Genomic DNA, 26,580 nt, shown 5'->3' with positions numbered 1-26,580 from the left:
AATAGCAATTTCATGAAACTAAGATTTATTTTTGGATTGGCAGTAATAGCCTTGGGTTTTACATCCTGTAACAATAAAATGTCTGAAGCGAAACCAGAATTAGCAACGGTTGAGCAATCCGAGGCATTTGATTATAATGTCGAGCAATTTTCCGATATTAAAATATTAAGATATCAAATCCCTGGTTGGGAAAATTTAACTTTAAAAGAACAAAAACTGGTTTATTATTTAACGCAGGCCGGATTGGCAGGACGTGATATTATGTGGGACCAGAACTACAGGCATAATCTTACCATAAGAAAAGCGCTTGAGAATATCTATTCCAATTACCAAGGCGATAAAAATTCAGAAGACTGGAAGGCTTTTGAAGTCTATTTAAAACGGGTTTGGTTTAGTAACGGTATTCATCATCATTATTCAAATGATAAATTAAAGCCTGAATTTTCGTCAGATTATCTTAAAGAATTATTAACAGCTACGAATACCTCTTTAGAAGGTGAAGCCTTCGACGTTATTTTCAACGCTAAAGACTCTAAAAAAGTGAACCAAGGAAAAGGTGTTGATAATGTAGCACTTTCGGCAGTAAACTTTTACGGATCTAATGTTACAAATAAGGATGTGGAACGTTTTTACAAAGGAAAGCAATCTCCCAATCCAGATAAGCCGCTATCATTTGGTTTGAATTCGCAGTTAATCAAAGAAAACGGCACATTAAAAGAACGTGTCTATAGATCTGGAGGACTTTATGGTGCTGCTATAGATGAAATTATAAAATGGTTAGCATTAGCAGAAGGTGTTGCTGAAAATGAATCGCAAGCGAAGGCTTTGGGTTTATTAATCGATTATTACAAAACGGGTGATTTGCAAACTTGGGATGATTACAACGTGGCATGGACAGCAGCCACAGATGGCAATATAGATTACATAAACAGCTTTATAGAAGTGTATAACGATCCATTAGGGTATAGAGGGTCTTACGAAACTATCGTACAGGTGAAGGATTTTGATATGTCTAAAAAAATGGCTGTTTTATCTGAAAATGCCCAATGGTTTGAAGATAGTTCGCCTTTGATGGACGCACATAAAAAGAAGAACGTTGTTGGGGTAACGTACAAGGTAGTAAACGTTGCTGGAGAAGCTGGGGACGCTTCACCAAGTACGCCAATTGGAGTTAATTTGCCAAATGCCAATTGGATTCGCGCTGCGGTGGGAAGCAAATCCGTGTCGTTAGGGAATATTATCCATGCTTATAATAATGCAGGAAGTACAGGCAGATTAAAAGAGTTTGTACATGATGACGAGGAATTGAAGTTGGAAGAAGAACATGGTCAACTAGCTGATAAGTTACACACCGCTTTACATGAAGTTATAGGTCATGCCTCCGGACAACTAAATCCAGATGTCGGTGAGACCAAGGAAACGTTGAGAAATTACGCATCTACATTAGAAGAGGGACGTGCCGATTTGGTAGGGCTTTACTATTTATACAATCCGAAATTGCAAGAGCTAGGTCTGGTGGAGGATTGGAAAAAGGTAGGGCAGGCAGCGTATGATGGCTACATCCGTAATGGTTTGATGACTCAGTTAATTCGTTTGAATCTAGGAGATGATGTTGAGGAAGCGCATATGCGCAATCGCCAATGGGTTTCTGCTTGGGCATTTGAAAAAGGAAAGGCCGATAATGTTATTGAAAAAGTAACCCGTGATGGCAAAACCTATTTCAATATTACCGATTATGAAAAGTTACACGCCCTTTTTGGGGACTTATTACGTGAAACGCAACGTATTAAATCTGAAGGTGATTATGCTGCTGTTGAAGCTTTGGTTGAGGGGTATGGTGTAAAAGTAGATCAGGCAGTTCATGCTGAGGTTTTAGAACGTAATAAGCAATTTACATCTGCGCCTTATAGTGGTTTTGTAAATCCTGTATTGGTAGCTGAGACAGATGATGAGGGAGAAATTACTGCAGTAAAAGTGACTCAGCCGGAGACATTTGTAGGACAGATGTTAGATTATAGTAAACACTATAACTTCTTACCCGAAGTAAATTAAAACAATAGTTTCCATTTAATAAGAAAACAGAACCTTAAATACTAAGATTCTGTTTTCTTATTTGTGCTGAATGCTAATAAAATCAAATTGATGAGTATTAGCACTGAAATGATTAGAATGATTTTCATTGTTTATTTTGGTTCGTTGTCTATTAGATGCAGTTGTTATTAAAAGGTTGCGTTAAAAATTAACATTTTATTATGAAACAATTGAAAACGTGTCTTTCCTAAGTTGAAGAGGGAAAATTTTTAATTAAGATGAACTCAAAAAAAATCCCCATGCGGGGATTTTTTAAAATGAGTAGTAAAATGTAGATTATTTTATTTTGAAAATAAGAGTCTCTGTATAAGTCTCGATGCCGTCAAAGTAAGTGTCAACAATAACCAATTCACTAGATATAATTTTTGCTGTTGTGTTATTGCCATCAAAATAAACTTCACCATCTGCATAAGTTTCATTCTCTGAAGCATCAAGGAAATTCTCGTATTTAAAATCAATTATAGTTAATGTTTCTTTATCTTCATTGTATGCCCAGTTTCCGGTGTATTTATCGTCAACGTCTACTTTATTGGTAACAACTGTACAGGTAGATGCTGTTGCTTCATAATCTAACTCTTCATAAAAACCTTTGTATGTTTCATAGTAACTTCCATCAGCGTTTAGTACTAATGTCCAGGTTTCATCATCATTGTAGGTAACCGTTACAGTTCCTCCATTTTGACATGTAACTTCGTAATCTGATTCATCATCACCATCAGCGGATCTATCAAAAACCCATTCTCCACTAATTTCGGAGTTTCCTCCCCAAGCTTCTACCTCTACACAGATAGTTTGGATAGCGCTAATGTTGTTATTTCCATCATAAAGGCAAATTTCATAACAAAAATTACCTGGTGCAATATTGTCAAAGTCAACATCAATGGTGTAATCATCACCTGTTAATGTTTTTTGTTGTTTTGATGATTTATAATGTTTATTGGACTTCTTTTCCTTTGTACGAACAAATTTTCCAGTTTGTAGAGCAGATAAGGGAACGTCTAAATAGTTTTCTAGTTTGTTGCCATCTGAATCTTGAAATAAAATATAAACCCCTTGAATATTATCGAGAGTAGAAAACTTAATATCGAATCCAGCTTCTTGGAAAGCCTCTTGTTTATCTGTGCTTATTTGAAAATCTAAATTTCCACTAGGAGATGGCGGCGTCCCTGTTTTAGAAATTGCATCTTTAATTCGAATACCACTTTGCAATTCAGCAGTTGGAATAGTTCTGTTCTCAGTTTCATTTTGTTGTTCAGCTAAATTCTCATCGACGTTTGATGAGCTATCATCGCTTTTGCTACATGAGAGGGTTAAACATGCAAGAACAGTCATCAAAAAAGTAATTTTAAAAATTTTCATAAGTAAGTTGATTTGTATATAAATTGTTTAATACTAATTTACGCATACTAATGTAAGTAAAAGCTTCGAATTATTTAGCTTTTTATTTTAGATCTTAAAAAAAGTGGTAAAGTTTCATTAGTGAAACTCATGGATATCTATTATTTAAAGAAAAACTTGATAGCCGAAATAAATAATATGAAAGCAATAAAAGCCATGAGAACCCATATACTACCCGAGTAAAAGCGTTTATGAAGTTTTAAATCCTTTCTATAGGCATATCCAATCACAATGGCGAAGACGATAGCGAATAAAACTCCAAAAATGATTTGACCGTTACTGAACATATGGTTATTTTTATGCAAATTTAATGAATTAGAAGTAGATGAAAAATAAAATTGAAGCCGTAAAATTATTTCATACCGCATTTAAAATAGGGCATAGAGAAACGCCAAAAGCAGATTTAGGCTTAGCTAAAAATATGTTGCGTTATAAGTTGATGCGTGAGGAAAACGAGGAATATTTAGATGCAGCAAATAACAATAATTTGGTTGAGGTTGCTGATGCACTTGGCGATATGTTATATATTTTATGCGGCACTATTATAGAACACGGTATGCAATATAAAATTGAAGAAGTATTTGAAGAAATACACCGCAGTAATATGAGTAAGTTAGGCGAAGATGGGCGTCCCATTTATAGAGAAGACGGTAAGGTTTTAAAAGGACCAAATTACTTTAAGCCTAACATCCAATCCATTTTAGACCAATAAAAAAAGAGCCAACCGGCTCTTTTTTTATTTATATTTCAACTTTGTTTAAATTTTATAACGCCATCCAAAGGGATCTTCCGTTTTATTGGTTTGAATATCCGTAATGCGTTTTTTCAAATGATCAGCATACGTATCTTCTAATTCTGGTAAATCAAAATCTTCATCTTTATATCCGAAACCAGAAATAGGAGAGATCACAGCGGCTGTTCCAGCACCAAACATTTCTTTTAAGGTACCATTTTTAGCAGCTTCAACCACCTCGTGAACTGATATTTTTCTAACTTCAACAGGGATGTTTTCAGATTTTGCAAGATCAATAATACTTTTACGCGTGATACCATCTAAAATCCTGTCACTGGTTGGTGCAGTAATTAAGGTATCGTTAATTCTAATAAAAATGTTCATCGCACCGGCTTCTTCTATATACTCGTGCGTATTATCGTCTGTCCAAATAACTTGCTGATAGCCTTTGTCAATGGCTAATTGTGTTGGGTAAAATTGTCCTGCATAATTTCCTCCAGCTTTTGCAAAACCAACACCACCATTGGCCGAACGCGAATATTTTTCTTCAATTAAAACCTTCACTTTTCCAGAAAAATAGGATCCAGAGGGTGCTGTACAAATTAAAAATTTATAGGCATCGGCAGGGGAGGCGTGAAAACCTTCACCTGTAGCAAATATATAAGGTCTAATATAAAGCGAACTGCCTTCACTTTTGGGAATCCAATCTTTATCCACTTCTAAAAGTGCTTTTAAACCTTCCATAAAATAAGACTCTGGCAATTCTGGAATCGCCAGGCGTTTTGATGAAATATTTAATCGCTTAAAATTTTCTAAGGGTCTAAATAACCACACCTGTCCATCAACATCCTTATAAGCTTTCATTCCTTCAAAAACAGACTGTCCGTAATGGAAAATCTTGGCAGATGGTTGTAGAGTAATCCCTGCATATGGAACCACTTTTGGTGCTTGCCATTTACCATCTTTATAATCACACTCTAACATGTGATCAGAAAACGTTTTTCCGAACTTTAAATTACTAAAATCAACCGTGTTAATTTTAGTGGTTTCCGATTTAATAACTTCTATATCATTGATTATAGAATTCATAGGTTTGTAGTTTTGTGCTACAAATTTACACAAAAACGTCTTTAAAAAAGGGTATATTTACACAAATTCTATAAAATTAAAATTCTTATAAAATGAAAAATGTTTTAGTAGTTTTAACCTGTTTTCTATTATTAAATGCTTGTAAGGACAAAACGAAAGACGAGACACCAACGGAAATTGAAGTTGCCAAAGTAGAATATCAAGCTTATGGAAATGAGATTATTCCAGATGATGCTATTGAAGCCGCATCCATGGCTACACATTATAAAACCATGGCTGTAGGAGACAGCATCAATTCTAAAATACGGGCTAAAGTTAAAGAGGTTTGTCAAGCAAAAGGCTGTTGGATGACTTTAGATTTAGAAGAAGGTGATGAGGTGATGGTTAAGTTTAAGGATTACGGTTTTTTTGTTCCTAAGGATATCGCTGGAAAAGACATTATAATTAACGGAAAAGCATATGTTAAAGAAGTTTCGGTTGATGAACAGCGTCATTATGCCGAAGATGCCGGTAAGGGTTCTGAAGAAATAGCAGCTATAACCTTGCCCAAAAAAACCTATTCATTTGAAGCTGATGGGGTTTTAATAAAACAATAATTTTGATTCGGAAAATTGTAATAACAGGTGATGGCTCTTCAACGATTCACCTACCAGAATGGAATGAGCAATACCACTCCAAACATGGCGCTATACAAGAAGCATATCATGTATTTATAAAACATGGCTTGCATCATTTTTGTATTGGCGAAAATGAAAAGGAGAAAACCAAGAGTTCTGAAATTTCGATTTTGGAAATTGGTTTTGGTACGGCTTTAAATGCTTATATCACACTACTGGAAAGCGAGAAATTTAATTTGAATATCAATTATGTTGGCGTAGAAGGTTATCCCGTTTCAATGGAAGAAATCGAGCAATTAAACTATGCTAAGGAGTTAAATGCTGAAGACAATAGAACGCTTTTTAAAAAAATACATAAATCCCCTTGGGATGAATCATATATGGTCACACCAAAGTTTTCATTGATTAAACAGCAAAAATTCTTTTCAGAAATTAAAGATGTTGCACTATATAATGTTATCTATTTTGATGCATTTGGAGCGCGCGTTCAGCCTGAATTATGGACAGAAGCTATTTTTAAGAACATGTTTAAGGCTTTAAAACCTGGCGGTATGCTAGTCACCTATTCTGCAAAAGGTAGCGTACGAAGAGCAATGCAAAGTGTAGGCTTTAAAGTAGAACGACTTGAAGGTCCTCCAGGGAAGCGTGAAATGTTGAGAGCGTCAAAACCTTGAAAAATATATTTTCTAATGTTAAACCTTATTTAAAATCTTAGTTTAAGGGAAGTGCCTTTTGTAACTTTAATCAAAAATTGAAAATGAAAATTTTAATAACGGGCGCTACGGGAATCATTGGTCAAGAGATAGTAAAAAGATGCCATGAATTGGATATCGCGGTTAATTATTTAACCACGAGTAAATCAAAAATCGAGATTTCAGAAAAGTATCAGGCTTTTTATTGGAGTCCGAATAACAACGACATAGATGAACAGTGTTTTAGTGGCGTTGATGCCATTATTCATCTAGCTGGTGCTACCGTTTCCAAACGATGGACGCCAGAATATAAAAAAGAGATTCTATCGAGTAGAATTGATTCCACAAATTTATTGGTTAAGTCTTTAAAATCTATCGACCATAATGTAAAACAGGTGGTTTCTGCAAGTGCAATTGGGTTATATCCAGATTCACTTATTAATTTTTACGATGAGAATTATAATGGCAATGGAGATTCTTTTCTTGCGGAGGTGGTCACGGCTTGGGAAACTGTTGTTGGTGGATTTTCGGAGCTAGGGATTTTGGTATCTAAAGTTAGAATAGGCTTGGTATTATCAAATAATGGCGGAGCACTTCCTCAAATGGTAAAACCTATAAAGTTTGGTGTTGGTGCTGCTTTTGGTAGTGGGCAGCAATGGCAATCGTGGATTCATATAGAAGATTTATCGTGTATTTTCGTTTATGTGGTACAGCATAGATTGGATGGTGTTTATAATGGGGTAGCACCAAACCCGGTCACCAATAAGGAGTTAACGCAATCCATAGCAAATACATTAAATAAGCCTTTGATTTTGCCTAATATTCCAAAGATTTTTATGAAACTTATTTTAGGGGAGATGCATGTGTTGTTATTTGAAAGTCAGCGGGTGAGTTCAAAAAAGATAGAAGAACAAGGCTACTATTTTAAATTTTACCAATTGAAAAGTGCTTTGAAGGATTTATTATAGTTGAATCTAATAGATATCCAATGTAGCTGTTAGCTCCTTAATTCAAATCCGACTATCAGGGAGTATTTATTTAATATATTATGAAGAAGAAAAACATTAAACTAAGTAACATCATATTTTTTGTGATCATAGGGTTATTACTCATACCACAAACGCGCAAGCCCATACAGGTTTTTATTCATAAAGGTTTAGCTTTGCTAAGTCCATCTACTATTGAAGAAAAGGAACAGCGATTGATAACAGATTACGATTGGACTCTCAAAGACAGCAATGGTAAAACCTTTAATTTTTCAGAAACAAAAGGAAAAGTGGTTTTAATCAATTTTTGGGCGACATGGTGTCCGCCCTGTATTGCCGAAATGCCAAGTATGCAAGCCCTTTATGATGATTATAGTAGTCAAATCGAATTTGTTTTTGTATCCAATGAAACCTTTGAGGTGACTCAACAATTTATGTTGAAAAAGGGCTATACATTTGAAACGTATATACCATTTTCTGAATACCCAAACACCTTTGATGTAAACAGTATTCCGAGGACTTTTTTAATGGATCAAAGTGGGCGAATTATTATAGATAAAAGTGGGGCAGCTAATTGGAACAGTAAATCCGTTAGGGCCACAATTGATGCCCTTATTAAATAATAAAAATCAAAGACTTAGTATAATTCCTTGATTTTTGATAGTTTACTTTTCCAAAGCTTTAGAGCGTCTTTGTGTGTCTTAATATTGTTATGTACTTCTTTTACCAGTGGATTATCATCTTTTACATTGGTAAAAAACTGGAGGTTGTTTTCCAACTGATTAATTTGACCTTTAACTTCATCGATTTTTTTCCGAATAAAAAACCTTTCATTGTCTAAATGTTTGGTATCTGCTTCGGTATTCATAGTATCCAGTTTGCTTTCAAACTTAATCATTTCGACCTCATTCTTCTCTAACTTTAATTGGGTTAAAAGTGTATCGATGGTCTTATGGAATTTACTCTCAATGTATCGTTTATCGTGTGGTACACGGCCAATTTGTTTCCATTCACCAATAGTTGCCTTAACGGTATCAATATCGGCTTCTTTTTTACCTGATGGTTCAAAGTTATTTAAGGTCTCCAGAAGTTCATTCTTTTTGTTATAGGCATCCAATTGTTCCTGACTAGCAGCATTCTTTTTCGCGTGTAATTTATCAAAGTAATGATTACAGGCTGCTTTAAATTGTTTCCAAATTTTGTCGCTATCCTTTCTTGGTACATGGCCAATTTTTTTCCAATCGCTTTGAATTTTCTTCATAAGCGGTGTAGTCACTTCAAAATCGTCACTATCTTTATTATCTTCAGCTATTTTGATTAACTCTAGCTTTTTGTTAAGATTATCGTATTGATTTTTTTTAAGCCCTTTATAGAAAGCATTTTTCTGCCTGTTAAAAACCCGAACAGCACCTTTAAATTTAGCCCAGGTATCTTCATTGACTTTTATGGGAACTTTACCGGCATTAAAAAAAGCATTCCTTAAGGCTTCAATATCTTTAATTCTTTTTTGCCAGGCACTATGTGTTTTTATTTCTTGAGCGTTTATTTCGTTTATACCGTCAATAATTAAAAGCTTCTCTTCAAGATTTTTTTCATATACTTTATCTTGTTTTTGGTAATGAACCTGTCTTTTATCATTGATAATCTTAGTAGCTGCTTTAAAACGCTGCCAGATCACTTCGCGGTGTTCTTTTCCAACGGGTCCTAATTCTTCTTTCCACATTTTATGAAGCTCTTGCAATTCCCTAAAGGCACGCATGACATTATCATCTTCTGCCAATTCTTCGGCACGTTCAATAATTTTTATCTTTTTCTCTAAATTATGCTTAAAGTCGAGATCTCTTAAATCTCTATTAAGGTGTAAAAAGTCATAAAACATTTCCACGTGATGGTGGTAACTGTTCCAAGCATTATTGTATTTGTCTCTAGGAATTGGACCGGTATTGCGCCAGCGTTCCTGGAGTTCTTTAAAGTGCCGGTAGGTGGTATTTATGTTTTCTTCAACATTGATAAGCCCTTTTAATTCCTCGATAATCTCTAGTTTATCACTTAAATTTTGCTTCAAATTTTGCTCTAAACCCTTGTAATGCTCGTTTAGCTTTGCTCGATAGGATTTGTATGCGTCCTTGAATCGTTTTTGTACAGGAGATGAATAGTAGAAGTCAATCGCATTACCACCATCACTTAAAAACGCTTCTTTCTTCTCATCTAAAAGTGCTTGGAATTTTGTTTTAAACTCACTATTGATGGCATCAACCTGCTTTTTAATAGCCTGAACCTTTTCGTTTTTAAGCAATTTTTCCAATTCTATAGCGAGGGCTTCCAAAGACATTTTATCATAGTCCTGATCCGGAATAGCATGCCTGTCCCTATTGCCAGCATCTTCTGCGTCTTCCGCGTTGGAATCGTCTATTTCATTAATGACTTCATCATGCGCTTCGTCTTTTCCAATGGCTACGGGCTCTTTTGAATCTGCATCCGCTTCTTTTTCTTCTTCAACTACTTTATTTTCAGAATCAACCACTTGCTCATTTTCGACATCTTTAGGCGCATCTTCAATAACTTTCTCTTCACTCTCATTAGATATGGATTCCCCTTTATTTTCAGAACTATCTGAAGATGCCGTTTTTTCATCATTAGATAATGATTCCAAAGCTGGTTCATCTATAGCTTTAAATTCTTCTTCTTGCGGCTTATTTATTTCAGACATTTTAAAAAATGTTTAGGTTCGTAAAAGTACTTAAGACTTTAAAGATACTAACAAGTCTAGTATTTACAAAAGGTAAGAAAGGCTTTTAATAACTCAAATGGGGAAATTATTGCAAATTCCAGATTGCCCAAGCTTTTTCTGCTTGCAGTTTGAGCATTTTTAAACCATTGCAGGTTATCGCACCTTGTGCTTTACCTAGTCTTAAAAAGGTGGTTTCTTGCGGATTATAAATTAAATCAAAAAGAATATGGTTTGCAGTGATAGCCTTATAAGGAATATCTGGACACTCATTAATATTGGGAAAAGTTCCCAATGGCGTGCAATTAATAATAATTTGAGCGTTGGCAATAATGGAATCTGTGAGCGTGTGGTAGGTATAACGATCGGTATTGCCTAATGATCGAGATACATATTTATAAGGAATGCCCAATTGTTCTAAACTGTAGGCAACCGCTTTACTGGCACCGCCAGTACCTAAAATCAAGGCTTCTTTATGACTGGGTTTTAATAGGGGTTCAATAGATTTGGTGAAACCATAGCAATCTGTATTATAGCCCTTAAGTTTGCCTTTTTTTGATATTTTTATGGTGTTTACTGCACCAATTTTTCGTGCTTTTTTGTCAATTTTATCCAAATAGGGTATAACAGCTTCTTTATAAGGAATGGTGACATTTAGCCCTTTTAACGAAGGGGTGTTTTTTATAACCTCAGGAAACATGGAGATATTTTCAATATCAAAATTTTCATAGGAAACATCGGTTATTTGTTCATCTTCAAATTTTTGCTTGAAATATGTTCTTGAAAAGGAATACGAAATCTGCTTGCCCAATAATCCTAAATTTCTCATACTTTTCTAGTTTTTTGACGATACCATTCAAGTGCTAAAACAATGCCAATTCCTAAAATAATAAGGGCAACGGCATAATAAGTTTCGGTATGTAACTGAGGCATAAAACGTTCGTAGTTCTTAATAATGCGTTCTCCTGCAGAATCATATAAATAACCCCCATCGCTATTTATTTTATAAATGGTCTCTTTCCATGGCCAAACCACGCCTAAAGAGCCAATAATAAAACCGATGATAGCAGAAAGCGTGACGTTCTTGTGTCTTTTTAAAATGTAGCTTAAAAGGTGTGAAAAGGTGACTAGTCCTGCAATAGAGCCCAAAGTAAAAACAGCTAACACTTTAAGCAAACGCATACGTTCAACATCCATGAAAAAAGTAAAATTACCCTCAAAAACATCAAAAATCGTATCATATAAAGCATTGACCGAATCCACTAATAAAAGCACATAATTACCAAGGAGGATCAAGATAAAGGACCCAGAGAAACCAGGAAGCGTCATTCCAGAAACACTGATCATGCCGCAAAAAAAGACAAACCAAAGGTTGTCATTTTCGGTTGCGGGACTAAGAAAACTAATACTGAGACCAAGTATAATACCTAAAGTCATAGCTATAATAGTTTTATAGTTCCACTCTTTAAAATCTTTATGGATATAATAAATGGATCCAATAATCATTCCAAAGAACACACTCCAAACATACAGCTCATAGTGACGGATGAGATAGTCTAAAACTTTAGAAACACTAAAATAGCTTATAATCATTCCTAAAAACAGTAAACTTAAAAATCGGCCGTTTACGTAGGTATAGAAACTCTTGAAACGGCCATTAATAAAAAGTTTGAATGCTTTCCCATTAAATTTTTGCAGCGAATAAATAAATTCTTCATAGAAACCAGCTACAAAGGCTACAACGCCACCAGAAACACCAGGTACTTTATTTGCAGCTCCCATGCCCAATCCTTTAAGAATCAGAAAAATTTTATCGGTAAGCGTTCTAGTGTTTTGCATTATTGATTTTCGGAGCCTAGCTTTTCAAGCATAAAAATAGTTAAAAATCCCAGTAGCATTAATATAAGGGCAAAAACGATTTGATTTTCTCCTTCGAATGTAAATGGAGAAACGCTTTCCTGTAATATTGGTCTTTTAATCCCTTCTGAATTGATGTGCCATGTGAGGGTTTTTTTCCAGGGCCAAACTTTGTTAAGCGAACCAAAAATAAAACCAGTTAATAAGGCAAGTGTAAGGTCGTGATAGTTTTTAAATAGCCATTTTAAAATTCTACTAAAACTGAGCAAACCAATAATAGCGCCTCCAATAAATATGAGTAGTTTCTGGATGTCAAAATCATGTAGCGCATCGCTTAAAGCCTTATAGGCCCCTAAAATAATTAAAATGAAAGAACCCGAAATACCTGGTAAAATCATGGCACAAATGGCGATGGCCCCTGCAAAGAATAAAAAGAACGGACTGCTATTAGTAGAAAGTACAGGAAGTGTTGAAATATAGAAGGCAATTGCAGCTCCAATAATTAAGAAGATGACCGTAGTGATAGTCCATTTTTTAATTTGTTTTCCAACAAAATAAATACTCGCTATAATCAGTCCAAAAAAGAAAGACCAAATGAGTAGTGGATGATATTCTAATAAATATTTAGCCAGCCTCATAAAAGAGACAAAACTGACGATGATGCCCGTTAAAAGCGCAAAAAGAAAGTTGCCATTTAGTTGTTTCCAAAAGGCTTTGAAACCGTCTTTTAAAAGTGTTTTAAAAAGTGAAATGTCCACGTTGCTAATGGTAGAAATTAGCTCTTCATAAATACCTGAAATAAAGGCGATCGTACCACCTGAAACTCCTGGAACTGCATCTGCAGCTCCCATAGCTAATCCCTTAAAGGAAATAACCAAATAGTCTTTAAAACGTCTTTGCATATTTTGATTTTAAATCGAAAAATCAAAGGTAACATTTTAAAAAGACGTTTCCTTAAAGATTTGTTCTTAGTAGATTTTTTACCATGACTTTATTGAGAACTTCCGGGAAAAGTTCGTCTATAATAAAGGTATAGTCTTCGTTACAGCGTAAACCATTTTTTAAATGAAAGGCGCCTTTATCATTCTCATTCAAGGTAAAATAAAGTCCTGCTAATCTATATTCTAATTCCGCATAGTCTGGGTAAAATTCTACGGCCTGTTCAAAATTATATATAGCAGCCTCTGGTTCTCCAAGCTTGATGAGTAAATCACCACGGGACAACCAGGTATTTAATTCGTAATTACCGAGTTCTAAGGTTTTTTTAAAACCACGCTCTGCCTCTTCATAAAAATTTAGACGTTGGTTTATTTGCGAATAGAGCTTCCAATATACAACGTTCTCAGTATCGATATTAATCGCTTTATTGATTTGATATAAGGCTTTTTGGTAATTTTTTTTACGAATATAAAATTTTGTAATGGCTATCCAGCCTTTATCCATTATAGGGTCTTCATTTACCGCTTTTTCATAGTAATGTAATGTGAGCTCGTCATTGTTTAGTTTTTCATAACACGCACCTATTCTTAATAAAGCAAAAGTTGTAGGGTCATCTAAAGTTAAGGTTATGGTGTAATTTTCAATGGCTTCTTCATAACGCTTTAATTTTTCAAATACTTTACCTCGCTCCAAATAAGCACCTACAAATGTATCGTCTGAAATTATGGCAAAATCGAATGCTGCCAGCGCTTTTTTGTACTTTTTTAAGGACATGAACTGTTTGCCCAGTTGATGCCACGCCACTTCACTATACGGATTTTTATCTAAAAATATGTTTAAATATGCAATGGCTTCTTGGTGCTCTTTTAAAAAATCGAAACAATAAATAATGTTATATAGCGCCGAGTAATCTTCTAAATCTACTTCTAAGCACTTCATGAAATAAACTTTGGCCTCCTTGAAATTATCTAAAAACAAATATTCCATGCCAATTAAAGAATACAAATCCACCACATCATCTGTCATATCTAAAGCTTTCTTTAGGACATCTATAGCTTTTTGATGCTCATCCTTTTTAGAAAGAATATTAGCTTTCTGAATATAAATTTCTTCATTCAAAGGATCTATAACATAGAGGTCATTGAGCAAGTTTTCAGCTTCAATTAACTTATCTTCAAACACATAAACTTCAACTCTAAAAAGTCTTAAATTAATAGATGTAGGATGTTGGTCCATACCCATTTTAATAGCTTTTTTAGCTAAGGCAATTTTACCTTGGTTGAGGTAATGGTGAATAATGTTTTCAAATTCTTCTGAATCGAAAAACAACACATGGTTTGTTTTTAACATCGATTCAAATTTTGTAAGTGGTAAGTTGTTGTTGTCGTTATGACTAAACTCCATAAGCAGGGTGTAAGTGTTGTACCTCAATAAATTTAAGGTACTATTTGTGTTTTTGTTGCTGAAACGCTAAATGTTTTTAACAAAGTAATGAACAGTAAGAGCAATTTTATTAAATGGTTGTCCTTATAATTTGATTTATAGGGGTTTAGGTTATTTATTCGTGGTTGAGTTCATTTAAAATATCGATAATTATATCACATCCTTTTATAATTTCCGCTTTAGAAATGGTTAAAGGCGGTGTGATTCGTGCGGCTTTCGGTTCAAAAAGTAACCAAAATAATATTAATCCAGCATCTTGACATTTTAAAATCAGGGCATTAGTAAGCGTTTCAGAGGGTAAAATTAAGGCTAACATGAGACCTTTTCCTCGTATTTCTTGAATTAAAGGGTGCACTAATTGTCTGCGAAATATCGCTTCCTTTTCTTTTGTATCTGTCATTGTATTACTTTCAATGACTTCCTTTAATGTTGCTAATGCCGAAGCGGCTATTAAGGGATGACCACCAAAAGTAGTAATATGACCTAATTTAGGATGGTCTTGAAGTAAATCCATTAATGACTTGGATGCTGTAAAGGCGCCTATGGGCATACCGCCTCCCAAACCTTTGCCCATAACCAATATATCTGGAACACAATGGTAATGCTCAAAGCCGAACAATTTACCAGTGCGACCGATTCCTGATTGGATTTCGTCTAAAATTAAAAGTGCTCCAACTTCTGTGCATCGTAATCTTACCTTTTCAAGATAATCCTCATGAGGCGTTATAAAGCCAGCGCCACCTTGAATAGTTTCTAAAATCACACAGGCTGTTTTTTCTGTGATGTGTTCTAAATCGGCTTCAGCATTAAAATTAATAAAACGAACGTCAGGAATTAAGGGCCTGAAGGCTTGTTTTCGAGTTTCAAATCCCATCACACTTAAAGCGCCAGCAGTGCTACCATGATAGGCTTTATGTGCGGAAATTATTTCACTTCTGCCAGTGGCTCGTTTTGCCAATTTTAGAGCACCTTCTATAGCTTCAGTCCCAGAATTGGTTAAATAGGTGGTCTGTAAACTATCTGGCAAATGTGTGGCTAATAATTTGGTGAGTTCTACGGCAGGTTTTTGGATATACTCACCATACACCATAACGTGTAAATATTGATCGACTTGGGCTTTTATGGCATTGACCACTTTTGGATGATTATGACCCAACGTACATGCTGATACGCCAGCCACAAAATCTAGATACGCTTTATTATTGGTATCGTAAATATAAGATCCTTTGGCATGGGAAATTTCCATGGCAAGCGGATGCGGGGTCGTTTGCGCCTGATATTTAAAGAAATCTGATTGCATTATTCAAGCGCTTTTTTAACTTTTTTAGGTCTTAAAAGTTTCTTTTTCGGGATAACCTTTTTAGGGCTTAATGAATCTTGTTTTAATTGTGTTGCCGGATCGGGAATGTTTCTGGAAGCCTTAGGTTTAGTGTCTGTTTTATCTTTTGCTTCATCATCGGCTTTCTCGATACGGGCCATCAACTCCTCGTCGAAGAAATTCTCCTGCGGAACATAATCTTCGATGCCTTGTATTTTTGGTAATTCTAGAGGTGGATCATCTTTAAACAAATCTTCAACACTATTCGGTCGCTCATTATCTCGCCAGTCGAAGCCTCTTAACTGTCGTTCTCTTTCGGGGAATTCAGATTCGGGATAGGTATTTCCATCTATTTGATTAAATCTGCTATACTCTTCAATATCACCATCGGCAAATAGGATGGAGATACTTCCTGATTTTGCCTTATCTATGCCAATGAGCTCCTGCAAGTCATTGCGTGCATAAAAGATAGACTCGGCATTCTTTGTAATATCTACTTGTCTCAACGCATTTTCTTCATTGAAGGTACCCACGAGACGCTGCCCATAAATTTGATTATATCCATTTTCGCTAATGGTGTCTTTGCTAATGATGAAAGCACTATTAAAAACCAAGAGTGAATCCAGTTTTTCTGTTTTCGGATTAGAAATAAGATGAATGGTATCGCCTGTCATTTGATTGTCAAAATTCCATAAAATAGGTTTTCGCGCGATTGAGAAATTATCACCCGAAGACAGTCGTCCTAAATTAATTAACTGTGTTAAACCGGTTTTTTGATTGGTATGGATGGAATCGGCTTTACCGCTTAAATCTGATTTGTAAATCTTAGCATTATAATAAGCCCTTACAATACGATTTTCGGGTTTACCGGTCACCATAATTTTATCTGCATGAACATAAACCGAATCATTTTCCTGAATGGTTATGGCTAAGGCACGCTTGGTTATAAATACGGAATCTTTCTCCTTAAAAACCTCGGCATAATGGCCTTTTATAATACTTTTATTGATGGTATCAGTAACCGTAATATTATTGGTTGCTGATGCAAAACTGCGGTTATTATCAAAATACAGACTATCGCCTTCTATAATTCTGTTGTCGTAATTAATTTTGGAATTTTTAACAGCGTAACCCGTTTTGGTTTCAGTGTCATAAAACCCTTTTTCACAATACGTGACACTTTCAGAGGTTGTAATGGTTGAAGGGCCATACAAATAGGCATGACCGGAATTTGAATAGAAATCAAAAAAATTAGATAGGATGGTGGCGTCTTTATTCACTAAAACAACATCATTTACAAATTGGTATTTTTTTTGATCCATATAGTACCTGCCAATTCTACTTGTAATAGTTCCCGAGGAATCTTTTACCACGGTGCCACCCGAATTATAAAACGCCTGCTGTTTCATACGATCATAATACAAGGTGTCTGATGTAATTATTGAATTGGGATCTGTTAATACCACATCGCCACTGGCAAAAGCAAGTTGTGTTTTACCACTGTACTCTACATATTTAGAGGTCATATTTATGGTGTCGCCTTGCACCATTTTCACATTACCAAAGGCTTCAATGAAGTTTTCCTGACTGTAATGAATGGCGCGATCGCACCATACATTAATATTTTCATGTGCTATATGAACTTGTTGAGAATCATCACGAGTCAATATTTTTGCTCCCGGATAATTTTCTTCATCAAAAGTTAAAAATCCAGAATAGGGGATTTGGATTTTCTTTTTCCCTTGTGCAAATAAGCTAGATATAGAAAGGAGTCCTATAAAACATATAGAAAACAGAAATACGTTTTTGTTCAAAATAAAAAATGTTTGTGCAAAAATAACGATTATAAAATGGCTTGAGTATGACCAAACAAAAAACGCTCCAAAATTAGTTGGAGCGTTTCAATTATTTATTTAAAAATACATTTTTAAGTGTTATTGCCTAAAAATAGTCTGCTTTCTATCAGGACCTACCGAAACAATGGTAATCGGGATTTCCAATGCTTTTTCTAAAAACTCAATATAGGCATTAAGTGCTTTTGGTAACTGTGAAGCTTCAGACATGCCTGTTAAATCTTCTTTCCAACCATCAAGCTCAGTATAGATAGGTTCTACATTCTCTGGTTCGATATTATATGGAAAATGATGAATAACCTCACCTTTATATTTATAGGCAGTACATACTTTTAGAGTTTTAAATCCTGAAAGTACATCGCCTTTCATCATCATGAGTTGCGTAACACCATTTACTTGACAAGCATACTTTAAAGCAATTAAATCTAACCAGCCACAACGTCTCGCCCTACCTGTTGTAGCACCAAATTCTTGACCAATGCGTCCCATAGTTTCGCCATCTTCATCAAATAATTCTGTAGGGAATGGACCAGAACCAACACGCGTGGTATAAGCTTTAAAAATACCAAAGACATCTCCAATTTGTCCAGGAGAAACCCCTAAACCAGTACAAGCACCGGCAGCAGTTGTGTTACTTGATGTTACAAATGGATAGGTTCCAAAATCAATATCTAATAAAGACCCTTGTGCACCTTCGGCTAAAATTGTTTTTCCTGATTTTTGAGCTTGGTAGATATATTCTTCTGAATCAATAAATTTTAGAGATTTTAAAACATCAATCGCATCAAAAAATTCTTTTTCAAGTTCAGATAAATTATATTGAATATCCACATCATAAAACGCAATCATCGATTCGTGCTTATTAGCCAATGCTCTATATTTTTCCTTCCAATCGCTTAACTCCAAATCACCGACACGAATACCATTTCTGCCTGTTTTGTCCATATAGGTGGGACCAATACCTTTAAGTGTCGACCCAATTTTGGCTTTGCCTTTGGATGCTTCACTTGCTGCATCCAATAAGCGATGTGTTGGTAAAATGATATGTGCTTTACGCGAGATAACCAGGGATTTTCTGTAATCTACATCCTGTTCTTCTAGTTTGTCAAGTTCGCCCTTAAAAATCACAGGATCAATAACAACGCCGTTTCCTACTAAATTTGTTGCATCTTCATGAAAAATCCCAGAAGGAATGGTGTGAAGAACGTGTTTACGTCCGTTAAATACCAAGGTATGCCCTGCATTTGGGCCGCCTTGAAAACGAGCAATAATGTTGTAGTTGGATGTTAGTACGTCAACAATTTTTCCTTTGCCTTCGTCTCCCCATTGTAATCCTAGTAGTAAATCTACTGCCATTGTAAAAATTAGTTATTTGTCCTGATCAGTATCAGGAGATTTTCTATTTCCGTAGAAATAGAGTGAATGATTATTAATTTCGATGTTGAATACCTCTTCAATCGTCTTTTTTATGGATTGTATTCTTGGGTCGCAGAATTCTATAACTTCCCCAGTATCTGTAAGAATAACATGGTCGTGCTGTCTATCAAAATATGACTTTTCGTAGTGTGCTTGATTTTGACCAAATTGATGTTTTCTGACCAAGCCACAATCTAAAAGTAATTCTATAGTGTTATAAAGTGTCGCCCGTGATACTCTGTATTTTTTGTTTTTCATACTTAGATATAGTGATTCTATATCGAAGTGTTCAGTATTATTATAAATTTCTTGAAGTATAGCATAGCGTTCCGGAGTTTTTCGGTGACCATTTCCTTCTAAAAAGCTAGTAAATACGCTTTTTACTATGTCTTGGTTTTTCGTGTCTGCTTTTGCATTCATAATGTCGTGTCAAATTTACACTTTTTTACACTCTTGTAACCTTATCAATACCATTAATTTTTTGAAGTTTATATAAAAGTCTAGTCAGCATAGTTTTGTTTTTAACCACCACATTAATCTTACCCGAAAAGATACCGTCATTGCTTTCAAAACTGATGCTATTCATGTTAACATGCATATTTTCAGAAATGATTTTGGTTATATCGTTAACTAATCCAATGTGGTCAATCCCGGTTAAAATGATTTGTGAAGAAAACTCTTGCTGTGTAGAGTCTACCCATTTAGCAGTCATAATTCTGTAAGCATAATTAGATTGCAGACTCACAGCATTGGGACAGTTTTTCTTATGCACCTTGATGCCTTCTGTTACCGTTAAAAACCCAAAGACAGCATCTCCAGGAATAGGATTGCAGCAGTTAGATAATTTATAATCTAGTTTATCTTCTTCTTTTCCAAAAACCAGAGAGTCATATTTTGCTGTGACCTCATCTTTATCTAGATCTTCTTTTTTTATAGGTGATTTTCTTGAGATTTTATTTTTAATAAAGCTCATTAAAACATTACTTCTAGAAGAGGCATAATCCTTTAGCATCGTATTGTCTATAGTGCCAATACCAATCCTATAGAATAAGTCTAAACTTGTTTTTAACTTAAAGAAGTTCACCATCTCATTAATGGATTCTTCGTTAAGTGTGATTTTAAGTTGCTTTAATTTTCGCCTTAATATTTCTTTCCCCTCTTCACCAATAAGTCTTTTATCTTCTCTTAAGGCTGATTTGATTTTACTACGTGCCCGTGCTGTGGTAGCATATTCTAACCAGTTGGCGTTAGGTTTGGCGTTTTCAGAGGTTAGCACATCGACTTGGTCACCACTTTGTAATTCATGGCTTAGCGGCACTAATTTACCATTGACTTTGGCTCCCCTTGTTTTCATGCCTACTTCCGTATGAATGCTGAATGCAAAATCCAAAGATGTAGCACCCTTGGGCAATGATTTTAATTCGCCAGCAGGTGTGAATACAAAAATCTCTTTTGAATAAAGGTTGAGTTTAAATTGCTCAACAAAATCGACGGCATTCGTGTCTGGATTTTCAAGAACTTCTTGTAATTTGTGGATCCAATTTTCTAAATTATCTTCTTTTTCTGACTCTTCCTTATATTTATAATGTGCCGCATAGCCTTTTTCGGCTATTTCATTCATGCGCTCACTTCTAATTTGCACTTCTACCCAACGTCCTTTGGGACCCATCACGGTAATATGTAAGGCTTCATAGCCAGTGGTTTTGGGTGAAGAGATCCAATCTCTTAACCGTATGGGGTTTGGTCTAAAATGATCGGTAACTATAGAGTAGATTTTCCATGCTAAAAACTTTTCGTTTTCCTCATCACTTTCATAAATTATCCTAATGGCAAATTTGTCATAGACCTCATCAAAAGAAACACCCTGTTTTACCATTTTTTTTCTGATGGAGAAAATAGATTTTGGTCTTCCTTTTATGGTATAGTTAAATTGTTCTTTATCTAAGGAGTTTTTTATAACACTACTAAATGCTTTAATATATAAATCCTGTTCTTCTTTGCTGTCTTTTATTTTGTTTAAAATATCTAAGTACACATCAGGTTCTGTGTATTTTAAGGCTAGATCTTCAAGCTCGGTTTTAATATTATACAGTCCGATCCTGTGGGCTAAAGGGGCATATATATAAAGGGTTTCAGAAGCAATTTTAACCTGTTTGTCGCTTCGCATGGCATCCATGGTTTGCATATTGTGGAGCCTATCTGCAATTTTGATGATAATAACACGTACGTCATCATTTAAAGTGAGCAGCATCTTTCTGAAATTCTCTGCCTGCATGGAGACATCCATACTCTTTTTAAGCGATGATATTTTGGTGAGACCGTTTACGATTTTGGCAACGGTTTCACCAAATAAATGCTCAATATCATCAATAGTATATGTTTCACTGTCCTCAACAACATCATGTAGCAATGCGGCGGCAATAGATGTGGCATCCAAACCAATTTCTTGGGCTACAATTTTGGCTACGGCCAATGGATGGAAAATGTAAGCTTCACCAGATTTTCTACGCTGATCGCTATGCGCGTCTATGGCGACTTCAAAAGCGCTTCTGATGAGTTTTTTATCATCAGCACTAAGTGTCCTATAGCTTACCTTTAATAGCTGTTTGTAGGCTTTTGCAATGGCTGCATTTTCTTTCGCAATGAATTCCTCTGTCATAAATTAAAAGTAGCATAAAGAATATTAACCACCAACAGGATTTTAATTTTTTGTGATTTAAATTATGTGATGTCTCTATTTAAAAAATGAATGAGTTGCGATATCGCTTTACCGCGATGACCGATCGTGTTTTTTAAGGCCAAATCCATTTCAGCAAATGTTTGATTATGACCATCTGGAAGAAAAACAGGGTCGTAACCAAAACCTTTCTCTCCTAATTTTTCTTCAATAATGGCCCCTTTACAAATACCTGTAAATGTGTGCAGCTCATTATTTAAAGATAAGGCTATGACGGTTTTAAATTGCGCCGAACGATTTGGTTTATTCTGGAGTTCTGATAAGAGTTTGGTCATGTTATCTTCGGCGCTTCTTTGTGCACCAGCATATCTTGCAGAATATACTCCGGGGGAGCCATCTAACACAGCTACCTCTAACCCCGTATCGTCTGCAAAACAATCGTGCCCAAATTGTGTTTTTACATATTCTGCCTTTTGAATCGCATTGCCTTCTATGGTATTTTGAGTTTCAGGCACATCCTCAAAGCAACCAATGTCTTTTAAACTTAATAATTTAATATGTGTCGGCATTATAGATTGAACCTCTTTGAGTTTATTCAAATTATTGGTGGCAAAAACGATTTCCATAGACATGTATTATTTTGGGTTTTATTTTATTTATCTTTATGAAAAACAATTAGTTTCTCTTTAAAGTAAAACCTGCTGTTTTAATAATGAACAAATATATTATTATGCCATGAGACAATCGATAGTTCTATTAATGATTATTATGCTAAGCGCTTGTAAAAAGCAAGAAACAGAAATAGATTACTTGGGTATAGTTAATTTAGAAGTTTCTGGTAAAACTGAAGCGATACCAGAATTTGAAAAAGGTCTGTTATTATTACATAGTTTTGAGTATCAAGATGCACGAGAGGCATTTTTAAAAGCTCAGGACATTGATTCCACTATGGTTATGGCGTATTGGGGAGAGGCGATGACGTATAATCATCCGCTGTGGAAAAATCAAAATTACGAAAATGGGTTTGCTGCGGTTAAGAAGATGAAGGCTATAAATAAAACCAATCAATTAACAGAATTAGAGCGGGATCTGGCACATGCGGCAGAAAAACTATATAAACCAAAAACAGCCAAAAAAGAAAGGGACCAGGATTATATGCATTATATGGAAGCGCTCTATAAAAAGCATCCCAATAACCATGAAATAGCCGCGTTTTATTCTTTATCGCTCTTAGGTTCTGTGTCTGAAGGGAGAAACGATTCGATATACGGTTTAGGGGCAAATATTGCTAATAAGATCTTATCAGAGAATGCCCAACACCCTGGAGCACTGCATTATCTCATTCATTCATATGATGATCCAGATCATGCCCATTTGGCTTTAAACGTTGCCGATTCGTATGCTAAAGTAGCTCCAGATGCTAGTCATGCGTTGCATATGCCGTCGCATATTTATGTCGCATTAGGTATGTGGGATAAAGTGATTTCTTCTAATATTGACTCTTATCAGGCCAGTGTGAATAGAATGAATTTAAGAGATTTGGGTAATGATGCCCGAGGTTATCATGCGTACCATTGGCTGGAATATGGTTATCTTCAAAATAAGCACATTGAAGAAGCCGAAAAAATGGTTTTTGATATGCTACATTATGAAAATAAAAACCCATCAAAACGAGCTAGGATGTATCTGCTGTTTTTAAAGGGCACGTTCTTAGCGGAAACAAATCTTTGGGAGCATCCTATTTCTGATATTGAGGTTGATGTTTCAGATTTAAACATCGCCGTTAGAGCCCAAAATTATTTCTTAGATGGTATGCAGGCATTTAAAGCTGGTAATAAAAACGCATTGGATGCCCTTATTGCAGATATGGAAAAAGGGATTAGTAAGGAGACATTATTGGTGGATAATATAAATAGTGGGTTTACAGTATGCGCATCAACTTCGAGGGTCATTCCCGATCAATCTGATATTAATCAGTCCAATATTATGAAAGTCCAATTAAAAGCCTTGCAATCGTGGATGGTTAATGATTTGATTGAGGCTGAAGCCCTATTGAAAGAATCGGTGCACCTTCAAGATGAGTTAAGTTACAGTTATGGTCCGCCTTTTATTTTAAAACCAACCCCGGAACTTTACGCCGAATTTTTGTTGGCTCAAAATAGACCTCAAGAAGCGATAGCATTATATAAAAAATCATTAAAAAAAGGGACTAAGCGCTTAGTGGCTTTAGAGGGCATTAAAAGATCGGCATCCATGCTTGGAGATACTAAAGTTTTAGAAAACCTAGATTTAGAATTAAGTAAAATTTAAGTTTTTATGTTTTATTTTAACTCACGAGGATAGTCGGTTTCAAGAATTTTTTAATGCGCTGGTTTCAAAAAATTGACATCACTGTTTTGCAAGGTTATGGGATGACTGAAGACTGCATTGTTTCATATTTCAATTTGCCCGGAGCCAATAAAATAGGCACTGTGGGTAAACCATTAATGAGCGTCCAGGCTAAATTATCGGGCGAGGGTGAAATTCTTGTAAAGAATACATGCTTAATGACAGGGTATTATAAATCACCAGAATTAACCGCATCTGTTTTTGAAGATGGCTACCTTAAAACTGGCGATATTGGGGAATATGACCATGAGGGCTATTTAAGTATTACAGGGCGTGGTAAGAATCAGTTTAAAACAGATAAAGGAAAATACATTTCACCAACACCCATTGAAATGAAGATTTCTGAAAATTCATTAATAGAGCAAATTTTTATTGTAGGCACCGGAATCCCACAGCCTATTGCTCTAATAACATTATCGGAATCTTCAAAAAATACAGCGAAAGATGAGCTTTCCCAGAGTTTAAGGGAATCGGTCAAAAACGTAAACAAATCTTTAGAAAAGCATGAACGCATTGAAAAAGTGGTCATTATGAAAGAAGATTGGTCGGTTGATAACGGATTGGTAATGCCCACGCTAAAAATAAAAAGAAACCGTATTGAAAAAATCCATCAGGAATTTTATAAAGATTGGTTTGCTAGTTCTGAATCTGTTATTTTTGAATAAATGAAGCCTATGAAATTAGTTTGCGTGGGGGACAGTTTAACCTACGGATATGAAGTTGCTACATCTAAGCGATGGACGACCTTACTTGAAAAAAACTTGAATGTTCCCATTGTTAATTTGGGTATTAATGGGGATACCACTACTGGAATGTTATCTCGGTTTGCTGCGGCACTAACAGATTATAAACCCACGCACATATTAATTTTTGGAGGTACCAACGACTTGTGGTTTGGACTAAATGACGAGTTTATCATCTCAAACATCTATGCGATGTGTAAACAGGCTAAGCATTATGATATTGAATTTATAGTGGGTATCCCTTCACCGTGTTTTAATAGCACTGAAATAAATTTTATAGGTGAAAATTACGCGAATAGAATTGAAGGTTTTCAGAAACGATTAAAAGCCTATTGTATTGAAAAGGAATTTGATTATATTGATTTCTCAAAAGATATGATAGCAGATTATTTTATGGATGACCGTATTCATTTTAATGAGAAAGGTCATGAAATAACAATGGAAAATGCTAAGGAAGTTATAAAAACCTTTAAGTTAAAAAATGATTAAAATCAGGTTCAAATAAATTTAAGTCTTGTAAATTTGATTAAAATAAAAATTATATGACAGTAAATATTCAGTATGTAAACGTAGATGCAAGTGAGAGCCTTACAACGTTCACGGAAAATAAATTAGAGAAACTTTTCACTAGATATGAATTTTTGATTAGTGCGCACGTTTATTTTAAACAAGATGATAATCAGCATGATTCTGGCAAAATTTGTAGTATCGAACTAAGCTTACCGGGACCGCGTATTTTCGCAAACTCCAATGAGCACAATTATGAAGTGGCAGTGAGAGAAACGATTAGTGATTTAGAGCGCCAGCTTAAAAAACGCAAACAGATATATAATACACACTAGTTAATTTGATGTATATTATTGATGATGATACGGTTCGTTCCTTAAAATAGTGAACCCTCTGTAAAGTTGCTCAATAAAAAACAAACGAATCATTTGATGGGAAAATGTCATTTTTGATAAGGACAGTTTCCCATTTGCTTTATCATATATCTCTTTCGAAAAACCATAAGGCCCACCAATAACAAATACGAGTTGTTTGATGCCAGAATTCATATGTTTTTGAAGGTAATTTGAAAATGAAACAGAATCGAGTGCTTTGCCTTGTTCATCTAATAAAATCAAAACGTCTCCATGTTTTAATTTCGATAATATAAGGGCACCCTCTTTTTGCTTTTGCTGTTCTTGACTTAAGTTTTTCGAATTTTTTAAATCAGGAATAATCTCTAAGTTAAATTTTATATAAAATCCCAAACGCTTGATGTAATCATCCATCAAGGCATTGAGTGATTTGTTATCGGTTTTTCCTATGGCTATCAGCTTAATCGTCATAAATCAAAATTACTATTTATTAGAAGGTTTTTTAAAAATGAGGGCAATAATTTTTTTGAGCTTGTCTAAATCCCAAAATAATAAATAGAGATTGGCAAGAAGTATGAGGCTGGTAATTATTTGGAGTCCCCTTAAGACCAATAGAAAACATAATGACATTAATATTTATAATAAAATGACATTAATATTTATAATAATGGGTAAAAATCAATAGTGTCCGATTGAAATTTGTAAAACAGCCCAAATAATAGATTGGGCATGTGTCAAAAGGTTTTTTTAAG

Annotated in this window: 24 protein-coding genes; 10 read left to right on the top strand and 14 right to left on the bottom strand. The window is 35.0% G+C overall.

Features of this window, described 5'->3' with window-relative positions; genetic code table 11:
• Positions 1 to 12: 12 nt before the first annotated feature.
• Positions 13 to 2,052: a dipeptidyl-peptidase 3 family protein gene (locus FAF07_RS01605; RefSeq protein WP_142783455.1), complete on the top strand. Its 2,040-nt coding sequence runs from the start codon at positions 13 to 15 to the stop codon at positions 2,050 to 2,052.
• A 315-nt stretch (positions 2,053 to 2,367) separates the two neighbouring features.
• Here FAF07_RS01605 and FAF07_RS01600 read toward each other — a convergent pair whose 3' ends face one another.
• Positions 2,368 to 3,450, bottom strand: a complete 1,083-nt coding sequence (locus FAF07_RS01600; protein ID WP_142783454.1) for a hypothetical protein — start codon at positions 3,448 to 3,450, stop codon at positions 2,368 to 2,370.
• 364 nt (positions 3,451 to 3,814) lie between these two features.
• Here FAF07_RS01600 and FAF07_RS01590 point away from each other — a divergent pair, with 364 nt between their 5' ends.
• Entirely contained in the window at positions 3,815 to 4,201 is a 387-nt protein-coding gene (locus FAF07_RS01590) for a pyrophosphohydrolase domain-containing protein (RefSeq protein WP_142783452.1), read from the top strand.
• Between the two features lie 45 nt (positions 4,202 to 4,246).
• On the opposite strand, the gene FAF07_RS01585 is transcribed toward FAF07_RS01590, so the two are convergent.
• Positions 4,247 to 5,311 (bottom strand): branched-chain amino acid aminotransferase, encoded by a 1,065-nt coding sequence (locus FAF07_RS01585; RefSeq protein ID WP_185956497.1) that lies wholly within the window; start codon positions 5,309 to 5,311, stop codon positions 4,247 to 4,249.
• Between the two features lie 92 nt (positions 5,312 to 5,403).
• On the opposite strand from FAF07_RS01585, the gene FAF07_RS01580 reads away from it, so the two are divergent.
• The 4 genes from FAF07_RS01580 to FAF07_RS01565 all read left to right on the top strand — a co-directional run bounded on the left by FAF07_RS01580 (position 5,404) and on the right by FAF07_RS01565 (position 8,229).
• Positions 5,404 to 5,907: a DUF4920 domain-containing protein gene (locus FAF07_RS01580; protein ID WP_142783451.1), complete on the top strand. Its 504-nt coding sequence runs from the start codon at positions 5,404 to 5,406 to the stop codon at positions 5,905 to 5,907.
• A 2-nt stretch (positions 5,908 to 5,909) separates the two neighbouring features.
• Positions 5,910 to 6,602 carry a tRNA (5-methylaminomethyl-2-thiouridine)(34)-methyltransferase MnmD gene (gene mnmD, locus FAF07_RS01575; protein ID WP_142783450.1) on the top strand — a complete coding sequence of 231 codons (693 nt, stop codon included), beginning with the start codon at positions 5,910 to 5,912 and terminating at the stop codon, positions 6,600 to 6,602.
• Positions 6,603 to 6,685: 83 nt separating this feature from the next.
• Positions 6,686 to 7,588 carry a TIGR01777 family oxidoreductase gene (locus FAF07_RS01570; protein ID WP_142783449.1) on the top strand — a complete coding sequence of 301 codons (903 nt, stop codon included), beginning with the start codon at positions 6,686 to 6,688 and terminating at the stop codon, positions 7,586 to 7,588.
• A gap of 80 nt (positions 7,589 to 7,668) precedes the next feature.
• Positions 7,669 to 8,229 carry a TlpA family protein disulfide reductase gene (locus FAF07_RS01565; RefSeq protein ID WP_142783448.1) on the top strand — a complete coding sequence of 187 codons (561 nt, stop codon included), beginning with the start codon at positions 7,669 to 7,671 and terminating at the stop codon, positions 8,227 to 8,229.
• Positions 8,230 to 8,243: 14 nt separating this feature from the next.
• Here the strand turns inward: FAF07_RS01565 and FAF07_RS01560 are convergent, their stop codons facing one another.
• The 11 genes from FAF07_RS01560 to FAF07_RS01510 all read right to left on the bottom strand — a co-directional run bounded on the left by FAF07_RS01560 (position 8,244) and on the right by FAF07_RS01510 (position 22,463).
• On the bottom strand, positions 8,244 to 10,316 hold the full coding sequence (locus FAF07_RS01560) for a DUF349 domain-containing protein (protein ID WP_142783447.1): 2,073 nt from the start codon (positions 10,314 to 10,316) through the stop codon (positions 8,244 to 8,246).
• Positions 10,317 to 10,422: 106 nt separating this feature from the next.
• A complete protein-coding gene (locus tag FAF07_RS01555) occupies positions 10,423 to 11,163 on the bottom strand; it encodes a shikimate dehydrogenase family protein (protein WP_142783446.1) in 741 nt (246 codons plus the stop codon).
• Complete coding sequence (locus FAF07_RS01550; RefSeq protein WP_142783445.1) at positions 11,160 to 12,173, bottom strand: DUF368 domain-containing protein; 1,014 nt, start codon at positions 12,171 to 12,173, stop codon at positions 11,160 to 11,162. Before FAF07_RS01550 ends, FAF07_RS01555 begins: the two co-directional genes overlap by 4 nt.
• Complete coding sequence (locus tag FAF07_RS01545; protein ID WP_142783444.1) at positions 12,173 to 13,093, bottom strand: DUF368 domain-containing protein; 921 nt, start codon at positions 13,091 to 13,093, stop codon at positions 12,173 to 12,175. The genes FAF07_RS01550 and FAF07_RS01545 overlap by 1 nt, the downstream gene beginning before the upstream one ends.
• A gap of 52 nt (positions 13,094 to 13,145) precedes the next feature.
• The gene (locus FAF07_RS01540) at positions 13,146 to 14,534 is read right to left on the bottom strand and encodes a tetratricopeptide repeat protein (protein WP_142783443.1); all 1,389 of its coding nucleotides are present in this window, start codon (positions 14,532 to 14,534) and stop codon (positions 13,146 to 13,148) included.
• A 154-nt stretch (positions 14,535 to 14,688) separates the two neighbouring features.
• Positions 14,689 to 15,873, bottom strand: a complete 1,185-nt coding sequence (locus tag FAF07_RS01535) for an aspartate aminotransferase family protein (protein ID WP_142783442.1) — start codon at positions 15,871 to 15,873, stop codon at positions 14,689 to 14,691.
• The gene (locus tag FAF07_RS01530; protein ID WP_142783441.1) at positions 15,873 to 17,705 is read right to left on the bottom strand and encodes an OstA-like protein; all 1,833 of its coding nucleotides are present in this window, start codon (positions 17,703 to 17,705) and stop codon (positions 15,873 to 15,875) included. Before FAF07_RS01530 ends, FAF07_RS01535 begins: the two co-directional genes overlap by 1 nt.
• A gap of 120 nt (positions 17,706 to 17,825) precedes the next feature.
• Entirely contained in the window at positions 17,826 to 19,100 is a 1,275-nt protein-coding gene (locus FAF07_RS01525) for an adenylosuccinate synthase (RefSeq protein WP_142783440.1), read from the bottom strand.
• Positions 19,101 to 19,112: 12 nt separating this feature from the next.
• The gene (locus FAF07_RS01520) at positions 19,113 to 19,580 is read right to left on the bottom strand and encodes a Fur family transcriptional regulator (protein ID WP_142783439.1); all 468 of its coding nucleotides are present in this window, start codon (positions 19,578 to 19,580) and stop codon (positions 19,113 to 19,115) included.
• A gap of 25 nt (positions 19,581 to 19,605) precedes the next feature.
• The gene (locus tag FAF07_RS01515; protein ID WP_142783438.1) at positions 19,606 to 21,819 is read right to left on the bottom strand and encodes a RelA/SpoT family protein; all 2,214 of its coding nucleotides are present in this window, start codon (positions 21,817 to 21,819) and stop codon (positions 19,606 to 19,608) included.
• A gap of 62 nt (positions 21,820 to 21,881) precedes the next feature.
• On the bottom strand, positions 21,882 to 22,463 hold the full coding sequence (locus FAF07_RS01510) for a non-canonical purine NTP diphosphatase (RefSeq protein ID WP_142783437.1): 582 nt from the start codon (positions 22,461 to 22,463) through the stop codon (positions 21,882 to 21,884).
• Positions 22,464 to 22,572: 109 nt separating this feature from the next.
• Here FAF07_RS01510 and FAF07_RS01505 point away from each other — a divergent pair, with 109 nt between their 5' ends.
• Genes FAF07_RS01505 through FAF07_RS01490 form a run of 4 tightly spaced genes read left to right on the top strand, consistent with a single transcriptional unit; the run spans position 22,573 to position 25,810 of the window.
• The gene (locus FAF07_RS01505; protein ID WP_142783436.1) at positions 22,573 to 24,147 is read left to right on the top strand and encodes a hypothetical protein; all 1,575 of its coding nucleotides are present in this window, start codon (positions 22,573 to 22,575) and stop codon (positions 24,145 to 24,147) included.
• Between the two features lie 53 nt (positions 24,148 to 24,200).
• Complete coding sequence (locus FAF07_RS01500) at positions 24,201 to 24,890, top strand: AMP-binding protein (RefSeq protein ID WP_142783435.1); 690 nt, start codon at positions 24,201 to 24,203, stop codon at positions 24,888 to 24,890.
• A gap of 9 nt (positions 24,891 to 24,899) precedes the next feature.
• On the top strand, positions 24,900 to 25,457 hold the full coding sequence (locus tag FAF07_RS01495; RefSeq protein ID WP_185956496.1) for a D-alanyl-lipoteichoic acid biosynthesis protein DltD: 558 nt from the start codon (positions 24,900 to 24,902) through the stop codon (positions 25,455 to 25,457).
• Positions 25,458 to 25,510: 53 nt separating this feature from the next.
• Positions 25,511 to 25,810: an HPF/RaiA family ribosome-associated protein gene (locus FAF07_RS01490; protein ID WP_142783433.1), complete on the top strand. Its 300-nt coding sequence runs from the start codon at positions 25,511 to 25,513 to the stop codon at positions 25,808 to 25,810.
• A 15-nt stretch (positions 25,811 to 25,825) separates the two neighbouring features.
• Here the strand turns inward: FAF07_RS01490 and rlmH are convergent, their stop codons facing one another.
• The gene (gene rlmH, locus FAF07_RS01485; RefSeq protein ID WP_142783432.1) at positions 25,826 to 26,299 is read right to left on the bottom strand and encodes a 23S rRNA (pseudouridine(1915)-N(3))-methyltransferase RlmH; all 474 of its coding nucleotides are present in this window, start codon (positions 26,297 to 26,299) and stop codon (positions 25,826 to 25,828) included.
• Positions 26,300 to 26,580: the final 281 nt, after the last annotated feature.

Source organism: Changchengzhania lutea (genome assembly GCF_006974145.1).
Lineage (GTDB): Bacteria > Bacteroidota > Bacteroidia > Flavobacteriales > Flavobacteriaceae > Changchengzhania > Changchengzhania lutea.
Note: the sequence above shows the minus strand (reverse complement) of the source record. Positions and strands in the feature narration are given on the sequence as shown.